Here is a 14,342-nt window from a genome sequence, read left to right on the forward strand (position 1 = left end):
CTAATGGCTTTTTTTGTCTTTAGATATTGTTTTGAACGTCGCCTTATAGGACAAAACTTTAGAGTTAAAAAATAATTACCGCCAACCATGTTGGTTAAGGACAATTTATATGAACGGAGTTTCTAGTGGTGTGCTGATATCACTCGGCGCCTATTTCTTAGTGATGATTGGGATTGGTATTTACGCTTATTTTAAGCAAGCCAATGATACCGAAGGCTACATGTTAGGGGGTCGTAACTTAGGCCCAGCAGTAACAGCACTTTCTGCAGGTGCATCAGATATGTCAGGTTGGTTGCTACTTGGCTTACCTGGTTATATGTTTGCCGATGGTGTGGTTAGTATTTGGATTGCGCTTGGTTTAACATTAGGTGCATTATTAAACTATCTCATCGTAGCACCTCGCCTTCGTGTTTATACCGAAGTGGCTGACAACGCTATTACTCTACCCGATTACTTCGCAAACCGCTTTGAAGATAAGTCGCATATGCTACGCGTCATCTCAGCATTAGTCATCATTCTATTCTTTACCGTCTACACCGCTGCAAGTCTCGTCGGTGGTGGTAAACTCTTCGAAAGCTCGCTAAACCTATCTTATAGCACTGGCCTATGGGTTACTGCTGGTGTGGTTGTTGCTTATACGCTATTCGGTGGTTTCTTAGCGGTTTCAATGACAGATTTCGTGCAGGGCGTCATCATGCTGTTTGCCATGGTAATCGTACCTGTGGTTGCCTTTACTGATCTTGGTGGTATCTCAGCTACTTCAGAAGCCGTGAGAAACATTGACCCAAGCCTATTAAATGTAACTAGTGGTATGAGTATCATCGGTATTGTATCGTTGATGGCATGGGGCTTAGGCTACTTTGGTCAACCGCATATTATCGTACGTTTTATGGCGATTCGCTCAGTAAGAGATGTACCGACTGCACGTAACATCGGTATGAGCTGGATGGTTGTGAGCCTTATTGGTTCACTAATGACCGGTTTTGCTGGTCGTGCTTACGTACAAAAAACAGCCATGACGTTAGACGATCCTGAAACTATCTTCTTAGTATTTACTCAGTTCTTATTCCATCCATTGGTTTCAGGCTTCCTATTAGCAGCTATTTTAGCGGCAATTATGAGTACTATCTCATCACAGCTATTAGTTGTATCAAGCTCTCTAACCAAAGATGTCTATAAATTATTCTTTGATAAAGAAGCTCCAGAAGCTCGTCAAGTATTGGTAGGCCGTATTTCAGTTATCGTCGTTGCTATCGTTGCTATTATGCTAGCGTCTAATCCAGACAGCTCTGTATTGAACCTAGTATCTAACGCTTGGGCAGGATTTGGTGCTGCGTTTGGTCCGTTGGTTATCTTTAGTCTGACGTGGCGCGGTATGAACCGTAACGGTGCAGTAGCCGGTATGGTTATCGGTGCATTGACTGTCATCTTATGGATCTATGGTCCTTTCGAAGTCGACGGTATGGCACTTAACAGCTGGTTGTATGCTATCGTTCCAGGCTTTATCTTAAGCACTATCGCTATCTTTGCAGTTAGTATTATGACTGGTGGTCCAAGACCTTCAGTTTCTGCTAAATACAAAGAGATGGAATTAAACTTAAATAAATAAGTTGACGTAATACCTTAGTCTCATTGCTATAAAAAAACCTCGTCATTATTGGCGAGGTTTTTTTGACTTCGCTTATCAATAACTTTCAACTACAAGCTAAGCAGTCGCGATAAGTGAAGCAGTGCGTTGAAGTATTATACAGGTACATGTTCTTGCTTGACTAACAATCTAGCCGTCACAGCGCTAGACGTATACCTTGCTAAAGCATTAGCAGTATTATGTTGTTGGTGACTCATTAAGACGACTATAGTGAAACTCATTGAGCAACTAAAAGTATCTTTTATAGATATAAAGCTAGCATCAATACATGGATAGTAGCTATGAAGCCAAACTCTATTGTTGTAACAGCATTGGTTTCTCCAACTGTCTGTGACCAACTAACCAGCTGTATTTAAAGCCTTATATAACAATCACAATAGTACAGTCCACAAAAAAGCGACCTACAGTAGGCCGCTTTTTTTGATCAACAGTTATATCAGGAAACTATTTCCCTTGATAAGACAACTTCACACCAGCGATATAGCCATCGTTGTCCTCGAAATCACCTACGATTTTATCGCTAGGCAATTGACCTTTTGCATCGCCGAACCATAGGTATTTACCACCGGCTGATACAGCCCAGTTTTCAGTGAAATTGTACTTAGCCCCAAGACCGACACTATAATAGCCTTCAACAGGTCCGAGTGACGTTGTTGGATCACCAGCCCCGCTATCCCAACCAACTGTACCACTAATAGCCAATGCTGGTGCCACACGTTTTGCCAAACCAAGCTCCACCATCCATTGGTCATCTTTATATTCCACCAAGTTCAGTCCATCAGGGCCATAGCTGATTTTACTAGTGTCATTATACAGTGGCGGTGTAATAATAAAATCACTCCACGGTACCCAGCGTACTTTTGCTGTTGCTAAAGTTGTAGAGTTAATACCTGTTTGAAAATCAAAATTAATCGATTCAGGCGTCGTGATTTCATATTTGCTATTTCTATTTGCTGCTGTAGCGGCTTGTTCTGGAGTAGCACCTGCTGCTGTAGCTCTGATAGCTACTAACGGATAAGACTCAGATATTTGTATATCATGATCGATTTCAGAACGATAAGTCAAAGCAGCTTTTAATGCAATTTCAGGCTTACTATAAGCAATACCTGCTATATAACCATAGTCCATATCAGGATTACTGTTTGACGTGTAACCGCTAGCAGGTCCATAAGCTAAACCGCGTAACTTGGTTTCAGATTGGGTGCGCTGGGCGACTGGACCACCATAAACTTGGAAGTTTTTATTGGCACCAAATTTCATACCCAGAATCCCAGTTAAGCTTTGGCTACGCACTTCGACATTAGTATTTTCACCCGCGGTACTTGCTTCAGCTTGTGCTACTGCCACTGCTCCACGCAAGCCATCTAACTGAGCCTGCTGCTCTGGAGTCAAAACACCAGCTGTTTCTCCTGGAGCAAGCGCACCAATTCCAGCCTGTGCTGCTGCAAGGTTTGGCGCTGCACCATTGGTAATAGAAGCGATAGAGGCGTCAATATCACCTTGTGATACGAAGTTACTTTGAGTATATTCAGCAGCTGCACCAAAAGGCTCATCATATAGTAGGCCGATACTAAAAGTATCGTTAATGTCTGCTTTTACGCCATAGCGGAAAAAATCATAAGACTCAGCAATATCACCTGTACTATCACCACGTACATAGTCATTTTGAGAGGGGTTAGTATTAGCACTATCATAACCGCTTACATCAGCATCAATATAGGTATAGACAGCTTCAGCATAGGTGCCATCTTGGAAGAAAGCAGTGACATCTTGGCCTGAACGATCAAGACCAGCAGCATTAGTCATGCTAGCGACAGAAAGAGTAGCGATTGCTACTGCAAGGGTTTTCAAGTGAAAGGTCGTGCGCATTGTGTATCTCCAACGGTCCTTGTTGTATTACTACTTTGATGATCAATATATAGCATTGCTGCGCTTAACATTGAGTGTCTCAAAGTTGTGTCCTAAGTTGAATACTAATGCCTTTTTGACACTAAAACAACAATCAAAGTGCTTTATTTCCCAATTATGACTGGACAGTACAAATAAGATATAAATCAAATAAGGCTGTTTACTTTTTCTTTTAAATGCGAGTTTTATAGAATATATATATTCATAAGATATCTTTTTAAGCCAAAACTGACCAGTTGTGATGGCAATCATAAAACCCTATATAAAAAAAGCGACCCTTTAAGGATCGCTTTTTTAGCAGTAACATCTAGATATTTTGCTATATAACTAAGATATAGGTTACTCAGCTTGGTAAGAGACTTTTACACCAAGTACATATCCATCATTACTCTCGAAATCACTAACGATCGCCTTAGTCGGTATCTGGCCTTTAGCATCACCAAGCCACAAGTACTTACCACCAGCTGATATCGCCCAGTTTTCAGTAACATTATATTTAGCACCTAAGCCTGCGCTATAATAGCCTTCAGTAGGCCCAAGCGAGGTAACAGGGTTACCAGCACCACTATCCCAACCAACAGTACCACTTACTGCTAGTGCTGGTGCTAATCGTTTGGCAAGACCTAACTCTACTTGCCATTGATCATCGTCATAACTAACTAACGCTAGTCCGTCATCATCTTGAGTCGAAACCTTACTAACATCATTATATAGCGATGGAGTAATTGCAAAATCACTCCATGGAACCCAACGTACTTTGGCAGTAGCTAGTGTTGTAGGATTAATACCCGTCTGGAAATCGAAGTTTATTGATTCGGGAGTAGTAATTTCTATGCTTTCACCTCTAGTTGTTGTAAGACCCAATGCCGTTACAACTGGCTCTGGGATAAGACCAGATCCAACAACAGGATAAATTTCTGCTGACTGTGCATTATGCTCGATTTCTGAGCGGTAAGTTAATGCAGCTTTCAATGCGATTTCAGGCTTGCTGTATGAAAGACCAGCGATATAACCATATTCTTGATCAGCACTGATATGAGCAGTATAACCATTAGCAGCACTATAAGCTGTACCACGTAGCTTTACATCAGCTTCAACACGCTGAGCAACTGGACCACCATATACTTGGAAGTTCTTATTCTCGCCAAATTTAGCACCTAGGATACCTGTAATGCTTTCAGTACGTACTTCTACATTGGTACCCTCACCATTTGCATCTACAAAATTATTATCACCGCTATAATCAGCAGCAGCTCCGAAAGGCTCATCATATAAAAGACCAATACTGAAAGTGTCATTGATATCCGTTTTTACACCATAACGGAAAAAATCATAAGACTCAGCGATATCATCAATTTTCTTACCCTGAGTATAGGCTTTGTTGTCTGAACCGACATAAGCATTATCATGGCCAGTAACGTCGGCCTCGATATAAGTATAAACAGCTTCTGCATAGGTGCCGTCTTGTAGGAATGCGGTGATATCTTGACCTGAGCGATCAAGGCCAGCAGCACTAGCGACGCTAGCAACAGAAAGAGTAGCAACAGCTACTGCAAGAGTTTTTAAATGAAAGGTATGGCGCATTTTATATCTCCAAACATCCGCATTGTTTTACTGCTCTACCCAGTTTTAATAGGCAATCAGTATCCGAGGTGGAAGATAGTAAAGATTTTTTAACACTAAAACAACTACAAAAACACATTATTTCTATGTTATGACCATATAGTCATCAGACAGTGTCTATATATAAATACATATATGACTCTTGTTATTGAAGGCTTTTCTTCTTATTTCCCATTTATTAATAATGTGGTGGTCTGTCTGCCATGACGTCAAATGGTGCAATACCGTTTTCTGTATCCTGACCTTCAATTTGTTTGTAAATCAGCTGTAGTTGACGTTGTAGCGTATGAATATCTTTGTCTTGTCGCGTAATTACGTCATCCAGACGTTCGACAGTTACTTCGAGATGCGCTAGGCTCATTTGCAGATCAATCACTTGTGCTTGAAGATTATCTTGCACTATAGAAGTATCGTCTTTGGCTGTAGATTGGCTCATATTTCTCTCTAAATATAATAGGTATTAAATTGAAAGGACAGATTATTAGGGGGTTTGAAGAGTACTATAGAGTAGCAGTAAACCTACGATCATAGTCACTATATAGCAGCAGTTAGCAAAAGCAATAAATAGTACTGATAAAGCTATTTACTCGCACTACAGTGACGCGGTGGCATGTTATACTGCAGGCAATTTTGCAACAACCCCTACTTCACTATTATATAAGCTTAAGATACTCTATGGCACTGATTCATTTAAAAGACATCCACTTAGCCTTTGGCGTCGCGCCTGTTCTTGATGGTATTGATTTTTCTATCAATACAGGCGAGCGTGTATGCTTGATTGGCCGTAACGGCGAAGGTAAATCCACTTTATTTAAACTGATCAATGGCTCACTACAGCCTGACAGTGGTGAGATTATTACCAACAGTAGCATGCGTGTAGCAATGCTAGAACAAGACGTTCCTGAGACCAGTGGACGCATACTAGACATCGTTATGGGCGGCAGTCGTCGCACGGCTGATTTGCTCATTAACTATAATAAGCAAGTCGATTTGTGCGCTAATGGTGATATGGATGCCTGTGAGCATATGGCGACCCTACAGCATGATATTGATGCAGTACATGGCTGGGATTTAGAACGTGATGCCATGCGTCTGATTACCACCATGGGCCTTAATCCAGAAGATGACTTGTCATCACTATCTGGTGGTCGTAAACGCCGTGTACTACTTGCTCGTGCGCTTGTTACCAAGCCTGATGTGCTACTACTAGATGAGCCAACCAACCATTTGGATGTTGAAAGTATCGAATGGCTAGAACGCTTTTTGCTCGATTGGCAAGGTCTAACCTTGTTGTTTGTGACGCATGATAGAGCATTTGTGAATAAACTTTCGACTCGCATTATTGAGCTTGACCGTGGGCAGTTGACCAGCTATGACGTGACACAAGGCGAAGGTGGCTACGCACGCTATCAAGAACTAAAAGAACTACAGTTGCAAGCTGAAGAAAAGAACAATGCTAATTTTGATAAAAAATTGGCACAAGAAGAAGTGTGGATTCGCCAAGGTATCAAAGCACGTCGTACCCGCAACGAAGGCCGTGTCCGTGAACTAAAAGCCTTACGTGAAGAGCGTAGTGAACGCCGTGAGCAAGTGGGCAATGTAAACATCACGATGGGTCAAGGCGAGAAGAGCGGTAAGCTTGTCTGCAAAGTCAAAAATTTACATCTTGAGTACGACGGCAACGTACTGGTAGATGATTTTACGACCACTATCATGCGTGGCGACAAGATTGGTATTGTCGGCCCTAATGGTGCTGGTAAAACCACGCTTATTAAAGCCCTACTCGACATGTCTGACGACGAAGTTACTAAGTCTGGTAGTGTCGAATTAGGTACTAATTTAAAAATCGCCTTTTTCGATCAATTACGTGATCAGTTAGATCTTGAAGCAAGCGTTGCACAAAACGTTTCAGAAGGTTCTGACTTCGTCGAAGTGGGTGGTCGCAAGACGCACATTATGAGCTACCTACAAGACTTTTTGTTTGCGCCAGAGCGTGCACGTACGCCAGTCAAAGCATTATCAGGTGGTGAGCGCAATCGTGTGCTACTTGCTAAACAGCTATTAAAACCTGCCAATATTTTGGTACTCGATGAGCCGACCAACGATTTGGATATGGCAACACTTGAGCTATTAGAAGAGTCAGTCGCCAGCTTTGGTGGTACGATTTTGCTAATCAGTCATGATCGCTCATTCATGGACAACGTCGTTACCTCTACGTGGGTGTTTGGCGAAGATGAAGATGGCAAAGGAGTGGTCAGTGAGTATGTAGGTGGTTATCAAGAGTACCTCGTACAAAAGAACCGTGAAGAAACCGCTCGTGCTGCCAAATCAACTGCTAACAATGCAACCAATAGCAAAGCGGCTAACAAGTCTGGCACAGCTACGAAACCAAATAAGACAGCCAAAAAACTAAATTATAATGATCAGCGCGAACTGGACAACCTGCCGAAAGAAATCGCCGCGCTCGAAGCTGAACAAGCTCAACTACAAGAAAAGCTCGCTGATGGCTCTTGGTTCAATACTGAATTTGACGCTGCAACAGCTGCTAGTGAACGTCTATTAACTATAGAAGATGAGATGATGCATAAGCTTGAACGTTGGAGCGAGCTTGAGGGCTAATATGGATAACACTCAGCTGCGTTTATCGGAATGTCGTATATATGCTTTGTATTGCGAATCTCAATAAGCAAGTCTCTTCTATTTTAAAAACATCGTTAGTTATCGTGAAGATGTCACCACTTTATTATATAGAGTGGTGATATTCGTTTTACAGCAACTTACAAAGTAGTTAGATGGTGAAAGTTAGTGAACATTACCTTAATTTCAAGTATCATTCGCTATTGCTGAAAACCCTTATTATTTATAAGGTCATTACATCATAATCCTTATTAAAGCAAAGTTAGCGTTAAACGTTGATAATCCAACTGTTTTGGTTTGATTGTCACATTCAACCTTCTAATATGTCCTATTAAGGTTGCTTTATTTTTAACGCAATAATTTATTTTATCACCGAAATAGCTTAGAATAGTAACAATTAGCAAAATTAGGCACAGCTAAAGTGGCTTGATATTGTATATTTTCTAAGCCACAAACCCAGTGTGGGATAATCCCATTTCATTCACCTGGAGGAAGTATTAATGAGCCAAGCCGAAGGCGTTAATGTACAACGCCGTAGAGTTCTTATTGCCTCAACTGCCGCGATTGGTGCAGCTGGGGTAGCTGCCGTGGCGACACCTTTTGTCCGTTCTTGGTATCCAAGCGCTAAAGCTGAGGCTGCAGGGGCTGCAGTGACCCAAGACATTGGTTCTATCGAAGATGGACAGATGATTGTTGTCAAATACCGTGGTAAACCTATCTACGTAGTTAAGCGCACCGAAGACATGGTTGCAGGACTAGAGTCAGTCAAACCTCTATTATCTGATCCTGCATCTGACGCCTCTCTACAACCTGAATACTGCAAAAATCCTACTCGCTCTTTAGATCCAACCGTATTGGTTGTCGAAGGCGTTTGCACACATTTGGGCTGTGCACCAAACTATCGTCCTGATGTGGGCGCGGTAGATTTAGGTGGTAATGATTGGTACGGCGGATTTTTCTGTCCGTGTCATGGGTCAAAATATGACTTAGCAGGTCGCGTATATAGTGGCGTCCCTGCACCACTTAATTTACCCGTTCCAGAATATGGTATGGATGATACCATCTTGACGGTTGGGGAGGCTTAATATGAGTATGGGTAAAAAGTTAATGCATTGGGTGGACGCGCGTTTTCCAGCGACTGAAACCTATGAATACCATATGTCAAAGTACTACGCACCAAAGAACTTTAACTTTTGGTACTTCTTTGGCGTGCTATCAATGATTGTATTGGTCAACCAATTGGTGACTGGTATATGGCTGACGATGATGTACAACCCAAGTGCCGAAGGGGCATTTGCGTCTGTTGAATATATCATGCGTGACGTAAAAGGTGGTTGGCTCATCCGCTATATGCACTCAACTGGCGCGTCTGCGTTTTTCGTTGTTGTATACCTGCATATGTTTAGAGCCTTGCTATACGGTTCATACCAAAAACCTCGTGAGCTTATTTGGCTTATCGGTATGGGTATCTACCTAGCATTAATGGCAGAAGGTTTCTTTGGTTACCTACTACCTTGGGGCAACATGTCATTCTGGGGTGCTCAGGTTATTTTGAACCTTCCTGCGGCGCTACCTGTGATTGGTGACGGTCTTGCTGAATGGGTACGTGGTGATTATATCATCTCAGGTATCACGCTTAACCGCTTCTTTGCGCTACACGTTGTTGCTATTCCATTAGTACTGGTAGGCTTAGTCTTTATGCATATTGTGGCGTTGCACCATGTGGGTTCAAACAACCCTGATGGTATCGACATCAAGAAGCTAAAAGATAAAAACGGCATACCGTTAGATGGTATTGAGTTCCACCCGTACTACACTGTGCATGACATGGTTGGTATTGTTGTGTTCTTTATTTGCTTCTTTGCAGTGGTATTCTTCTTCCCAGAAGGCGGCGGCTTCTTCCTTGAGCCACCAAACTTTGAGACAGCGAACTCACTGAAAACACCAGCTCATATTGCACCAGTATGGTACTACACGCCTTTCTACGCCATCTTACGTGCTGTTCCTGATAAGCTTGGTGGTGTTATCGCAATGGGTGCTGCAATTGCTGTGTTGTTCTTGATTCCATGGCTTGATAGATCACCTGTACGTTCTATGCGTTACAAAGGCATCTTGTCTAAAATCGCGCTTACTGTATTTGCTATTAGCTTTGTAGTGTTAGGCTACTTGGGTGCGACGCCTGCTACACCAACGGCAACTATCATGGCTCGTGTATTCACGATTCTATATTTCTTGTTCTTCTTACTGATGCCGTTCTACACTGCCATTGAGAAGTGTAAACAGCCACCAGAACGCGTTACCGGAGGTCACTAATGAACACGCTAATTAAATCCCTAGCGGGACTAGGCTTCGGCGCGGCATTGACCTTAACTGCTGGTAGCGCAATGGCAGCTGGCGGTCACGGATGTGGCACATTTGTCAATGCTGATGGTGTTGAAGAGCACTTAGCTTGTAGTACAGCCCCAATTGATTTTACCAATAAGGGCTCACTACAAAACGGTGCTAAAATCTTTATGAACTACTGTGCTGGGTGTCACTCAGCAGAGTATGTTCGTCACTCTCGTATTGCTCAAGATCTAGAGATACCGCCTGAGTTGGTTGAAAAGTATCTGATGGTCACTACCGATCAAATCGGTGACCATATCGATGCTGAAATCGATCCTGAAGTACAAGCCTCTTGGTTTGGTGCAGCGCCTCCTGATCTATCACTTGAGACACGACTGCGTGGCGATGATTGGGTATACACGTACCTACTATCGTTCTATGAAGATCCAAGCCGTCCTTGGGGCGCAAACAACTTAGTACTAGCAAACGCTGCCATGCCTCATGTCTTGCACAATATGCAAGAAGAGCTAAGCCAAGAAGAGTTTGAGAGTGAAGTTGGTGACTTGGTTAACTTCATGGCGTGGATGGGCGAACCTGCTCGTCATGACCGTCAAGTGATTGGTTTCTTTGTGATTCTATTCTTATTAGTACTGCTCATCCCAGTTTACTTATTGAATAAAGAATTCTGGAAAGATGTCAAATAAGTCATAGTTAGTAGACAATTCTTAGAAATAAAAAAGGCACTACTTCGGTAGTGCCTTTTTTATGCCTTAATATTAGGTTGTAAATTCTAGATGAGACGAAAAATAAGTCGCTCAGCGCTAATGTTTACGTACTCTACCTTGATAAACCTTGCAAGTTTGTTTACGATGACAGCCTTTACTATTAACATTAGGCTTTCATGATTGATGCGAATGACATTCCAAGTAGTCAGCTGATTTTGTATGCTGATGACGGCTACGACAGTCATGTGGTACGCCTATTACTTGAAGAAAAAAAGCTCGCTTACTATTTGTCTCGTCTGCATTCTGAGCGCCCTGAAGATTTGACTGAGCTAAACCCCTATCATACCCTGCCTGTATTGCAGCAGCGTGAGATTGCGCTTTATGAGATTAATGTCATTTTTGAGTATCTTGAAGAGCGTTATCATACCAATAAATTGCTACCTGAGACACCGCAAGAACGTGCACAGTTTCGCCAATTGGCTTGGCGCATTCAGCGCGATTGGTTAGTACTTGGCAAACGTCTGCTGACACATCCAGACAGCTTCAATAAAGCACAAGCTGCCGTCGCCAAAAAACAGCTTAGTGATTCGTTAATTACTCTATCACCCCTATTCGCTCATAAACCTTATTTTATGGCTGATGAATTTGGTTGGTGTGACGTACTATTATCCCCGCTATTATGGCGATTAGATGAGATGGGGATTGAGCTACCACGTGCAATTAGCCGTCCATTGTTTGAATACCAAACCAGAGTATTTGAGCGCAGTAGTTTCCAAAAAAGCGTACGCTAATTAGACAAGTAACAAAAGCTGTCTTAAAATAAAGTATGAATAAGACCAACGTTAATTAGTCTTTGTTGTTTGATAAATTGCTAAACGAGATATTTTTCACTATTAAAAACTATTAGTATAGGAAGTCATTAGATGAGCGAAACCACCTCTATTACACCTACCCGTCCTTATATGGTACGCGCACTATATCAATGGATAGAAGACAACGCTCTAACACCGTATTTGATGGTCGATGCTACTGCTGACAATGTGCAAATCCCAACCGAGCATGTGCAAGATGGTCGTATCGTATTAAATATCGCCAGTCGTGCTACTGGTAACATGAGTATGGAAAATGATTATATTCACTTTAGCGCTCGCTTTGGCGGTGTATCACAAGAAATCTGGGTACCGCTTACTGCAGTGATGGGTATCTACGCTAAAGAAAACTCACAAGGGATGTTCTTTGATCCAAAAGAGTATGATAACTATCAGCCGGAAGACGATTCAACGCCAATGTCTAAAAATACCCCTGTCAAAACGCCTAAACCAAAGCGCGATAATAAAGCAGGTTTAAAGGTCTTAAAATAAAAATCCTTGAAATAAATAGAACCTTAAACCAGTTCTATTTAACACAATAAAAAAGCCAGTCATATTAAATATGACTGGCTTTTTTGTTACCCATTTGAAGGCTTATCAGCTTTATATACCTGATGATACTTCAAACTGGCATCTACTGATTATGTTCTTGGCAATGTCACACCACGTTGGCCTTGGTATTTACCACCACGGTCTTTGTAGCTGGTTTCGCAAACATCGTCAGCATCACTTTGGAAAAACAGCATTTGCGCAACGCCTTCGCCAGCATAGATACGTGCTGGTAAATTAGTGGTATTACTAAACTCCAAAGTCACATGACCTTCCCACTCAGGCTCAAGCGGTGTGACGTTAACGATAATACCGCAGCGCGCGTAAGTCGATTTACCTAGACAAACGGTTAATACATCACGTGGAATACGGAAATATTCCATGGTACGAGCCAACGCAAACGAGTTTGGTGGAATGATACATTCATCACCCACGATATCAATGAAACTTTTTTCATCGAAGTTTTTAGGATCAACAACAACTGAATGTACGTTGGTAAAAACTTTAAACTCAGGCGCACAGCGTACGTCATAACCATAGCTTGAGGTGCCGTAGCTAACCAAACGCTCGCCTGCATCATTAAAGCGCACTTGGCCCGGCTCATATGGTTCAATCATGCCGTGTTCTTCGGCCATTTGACGAATCCAGCGGTCAGACTTAATAGACATTGTTGTTCCTTAGCAAATATTTAATAGCGACGATTATACGGAATTGATAGCTAGATTTATAGCTTGATGGCTGTTTTATCCTACATTGGTTTTAGACTGGCTAAGCAGCCAACACCCTACCTCATTATTACCTACTAGAAAATCCGCTTATCATCGACAGGCTTTGCGAATTTATTGATATTGGTTTCGATGTTTTTGGCAATGTCTAGATAATATTGTGCAAAACCATCATCAGCCAAAACGCTTGGCACACCTTTATCAACTTGTGCACGAATACCACTGGCAAGCGGTAGCTGGCCCAATAGTGGTACATGATATTGCTCAGCGATAAACTCACCGCCACCCGTACCAAAGATCGCTTCAGTATGATTGCAATTACTACAAGTATGCAGCGCCATGTTTTCAACCACACCCAATACTGGAATGTTTGTCTTATTAAACATCTCAACGCCTTTTTGCGCATCGAGTAGTGCAACATGCTGCGGTGTCGTGACAATGACAGCACCCGTGACTGGAATACGCTGCGCCAATGTCAGCTGTATATCACCCGTACCTGGTGGCATATCAATCACTAAGTAATCTAGCTGCGGCCAGTTAGTTTGATTATACAGCTGCATCAATGCACCCGTTGCTTTTGGTCCACGCCATGCAACTGGCGTATTGTCCCCATCAAGTAAGCTACCGATAGAGAGCATTGCCATACCATGTGCATCGACTGGCACAAACTGCTCATTTTCTAACTGCGGCTTTATATCAGCGACGCCTAGCATCGTTGGCATACTAGGACCGTAAATATCCGCATCCAACACGCCAACGCGATTGCCAAGTTTCTGTAATGCTAAGGCGATATTGACCGTGGTGGTTGATTTGCCAACACCGCCCTTACCTGATGCCACCACAATAATATGACGGATACGAGGATGTGCAGCCAATGAAGCTTGAGTAGGTGCAGCTTTCGTAATTGGTGGCTCAGCGTTAGTACTACTAGCGCTGTTGTTGGCACTAGATGTAGGCTGAGACTCCATCGCATTGGTTGTCTTTGGCATCTGCTTTGGTAAGTTTGAGCCTGAGCCTTTTTCTGGTGCAGGCAGACGCACATTCATATGAATCGTGGTTATGCCATGCGGATGTAGTAACTGTCCAAGCTCTTGCTGGATCGCCTCAGGCTTACTATCTTTCGGCAAACGCAAGTCTAACGTAAGTGTTGCGCCATCACGTTCAAGTCCTGTGACCATCGTGGCTATACTAACAGTACCTATTTCATATCCAAGTAGGACTTTGTCAACGGCACTATCACGCTCTGCCTGCTGCTGAGGTGTTTCAGTTTTTGTGGTTTTTTTCTTCATAAAGTTAAACATAGCTACTATTATGGCCTATACAAGTGGGTAGG

At 42.5% G+C, this 14,342-nt stretch carries 12 protein-coding genes; 7 read left to right on the plus strand and 5 right to left on the minus strand.

Annotated features, from left to right (window positions below; translation table 11 throughout):
- Positions 1–109 precede the first annotated feature (109 nt).
- The gene (putP, locus tag ACT3QN_RS01045) at positions 110–1,609 is read left to right on the plus strand and encodes a sodium/proline symporter PutP (RefSeq protein WP_444521899.1); all 1,500 of its coding nucleotides are present in this window, start codon (positions 110–112) and stop codon (positions 1,607–1,609) included.
- Between the two features lie 483 nt (positions 1,610–2,092).
- Here putP and ACT3QN_RS01050 read toward each other — a convergent pair whose 3' ends face one another.
- The 3 genes from ACT3QN_RS01050 to ACT3QN_RS01060 form a co-directional block, all read right to left on the minus strand.
- A complete protein-coding gene (locus ACT3QN_RS01050; RefSeq protein WP_444528716.1) occupies positions 2,093–3,517 on the minus strand; it encodes an outer membrane protein transport protein in 1,425 nt (474 codons plus the stop codon).
- A 378-nt stretch (positions 3,518–3,895) separates the two neighbouring features.
- Positions 3,896–5,140, minus strand: a complete 1,245-nt coding sequence (locus ACT3QN_RS01055) for an OmpP1/FadL family transporter (RefSeq protein ID WP_444521898.1) — start codon at positions 5,138–5,140, stop codon at positions 3,896–3,898.
- A gap of 217 nt (positions 5,141–5,357) precedes the next feature.
- The gene (locus tag ACT3QN_RS01060; protein WP_444521897.1) at positions 5,358–5,615 is read right to left on the minus strand and encodes a SlyX family protein; all 258 of its coding nucleotides are present in this window, start codon (positions 5,613–5,615) and stop codon (positions 5,358–5,360) included.
- A gap of 239 nt (positions 5,616–5,854) precedes the next feature.
- Here ACT3QN_RS01060 and ACT3QN_RS01065 point away from each other — a divergent pair, with 239 nt between their 5' ends.
- The 6 genes from ACT3QN_RS01065 to ACT3QN_RS01090 all read left to right on the plus strand — a co-directional run bounded on the left by ACT3QN_RS01065 (position 5,855) and on the right by ACT3QN_RS01090 (position 12,227).
- Positions 5,855–7,798, plus strand: a complete 1,944-nt coding sequence (locus ACT3QN_RS01065) for an ATP-binding cassette domain-containing protein (protein ID WP_444521896.1) — start codon at positions 5,855–5,857, stop codon at positions 7,796–7,798.
- Positions 7,799–8,316: 518 nt separating this feature from the next.
- A complete protein-coding gene (petA, locus tag ACT3QN_RS01070) occupies positions 8,317–8,901 on the plus strand; it encodes a ubiquinol-cytochrome c reductase iron-sulfur subunit (RefSeq protein WP_444521895.1) in 585 nt (194 codons plus the stop codon).
- Between the two features lie 22 nt (positions 8,902–8,923).
- Positions 8,924–10,129: a cytochrome b gene (locus tag ACT3QN_RS01075; protein WP_444522126.1), complete on the plus strand. Its 1,206-nt coding sequence runs from the start codon at positions 8,924–8,926 to the stop codon at positions 10,127–10,129.
- Complete coding sequence (locus ACT3QN_RS01080; protein WP_444521894.1) at positions 10,129–10,845, plus strand: cytochrome c1; 717 nt, start codon at positions 10,129–10,131, stop codon at positions 10,843–10,845. Before ACT3QN_RS01075 ends, ACT3QN_RS01080 begins: the two co-directional genes overlap by 1 nt.
- Positions 10,846–11,042: 197 nt before the next feature.
- The gene (locus ACT3QN_RS01085) at positions 11,043–11,657 is read left to right on the plus strand and encodes a glutathione S-transferase N-terminal domain-containing protein (protein WP_444519545.1); all 615 of its coding nucleotides are present in this window, start codon (positions 11,043–11,045) and stop codon (positions 11,655–11,657) included.
- Positions 11,658–11,789: 132 nt separating this feature from the next.
- Positions 11,790–12,227 (plus strand): ClpXP protease specificity-enhancing factor, encoded by a 438-nt coding sequence (locus ACT3QN_RS01090; protein WP_444521893.1) that lies wholly within the window; start codon positions 11,790–11,792, stop codon positions 12,225–12,227.
- Between the two features lie 149 nt (positions 12,228–12,376).
- Here ACT3QN_RS01090 and dcd read toward each other — a convergent pair whose 3' ends face one another.
- Together dcd and apbC are read right to left on the minus strand one after the other, a co-directional pair.
- On the minus strand, positions 12,377–12,952 hold the full coding sequence (gene dcd / locus ACT3QN_RS01095) for a dCTP deaminase (RefSeq protein WP_444519543.1): 576 nt from the start codon (positions 12,950–12,952) through the stop codon (positions 12,377–12,379).
- A 134-nt stretch (positions 12,953–13,086) separates the two neighbouring features.
- Entirely contained in the window at positions 13,087–14,310 is a 1,224-nt protein-coding gene (gene apbC / locus ACT3QN_RS01100; RefSeq protein WP_444521892.1) for an iron-sulfur cluster carrier protein ApbC, read from the minus strand.
- Positions 14,311–14,342: the final 32 nt, after the last annotated feature.

The sequence above is a fragment of the Psychrobacter sp. AOP7-C1-14 genome, assembly GCF_052376135.1.
Taxonomy (GTDB): Bacteria; Pseudomonadota; Gammaproteobacteria; order Pseudomonadales; family Moraxellaceae; genus Psychrobacter.

Coding starts and splice junctions, on each gene's coding strand:
- apbC (WP_444521892.1), bottom strand. CDS start 14,310: ATGTTTAACTTTATGAAGAAAAAAACCACAAAAACTGAAACACCTCAG.
- ACT3QN_RS01065 (WP_444521896.1), top strand. CDS start 5,855: ATGGCACTGATTCATTTAAAAGACATCCACTTAGCCTTTGGCGTCGCG.
- ACT3QN_RS01090 (WP_444521893.1), top strand. CDS start 11,790: ATGAGCGAAACCACCTCTATTACACCTACCCGTCCTTATATGGTACGC.
- ACT3QN_RS01085 (WP_444519545.1), top strand. CDS start 11,043: ATGATTGATGCGAATGACATTCCAAGTAGTCAGCTGATTTTGTATGCT.
- ACT3QN_RS01050 (WP_444528716.1), bottom strand. CDS start 3,517: ATGCGCACGACCTTTCACTTGAAAACCCTTGCAGTAGCAATCGCTACT.
- ACT3QN_RS01055 (WP_444521898.1), bottom strand. CDS start 5,140: ATGCGCCATACCTTTCATTTAAAAACTCTTGCAGTAGCTGTTGCTACT.
- ACT3QN_RS01075 (WP_444522126.1), top strand. CDS start 8,924: ATGCATTGGGTGGACGCGCGTTTTCCAGCGACTGAAACCTATGAATAC.
- putP (WP_444521899.1), top strand. CDS start 110: ATGAACGGAGTTTCTAGTGGTGTGCTGATATCACTCGGCGCCTATTTC.
- petA (WP_444521895.1), top strand. CDS start 8,317: ATGAGCCAAGCCGAAGGCGTTAATGTACAACGCCGTAGAGTTCTTATT.
- ACT3QN_RS01060 (WP_444521897.1), bottom strand. CDS start 5,615: ATGAGCCAATCTACAGCCAAAGACGATACTTCTATAGTGCAAGATAAT.
- ACT3QN_RS01080 (WP_444521894.1), top strand. CDS start 10,129: ATGAACACGCTAATTAAATCCCTAGCGGGACTAGGCTTCGGCGCGGCA.
- dcd (WP_444519543.1), bottom strand. CDS start 12,952: ATGTCTATTAAGTCTGACCGCTGGATTCGTCAAATGGCCGAAGAACAC.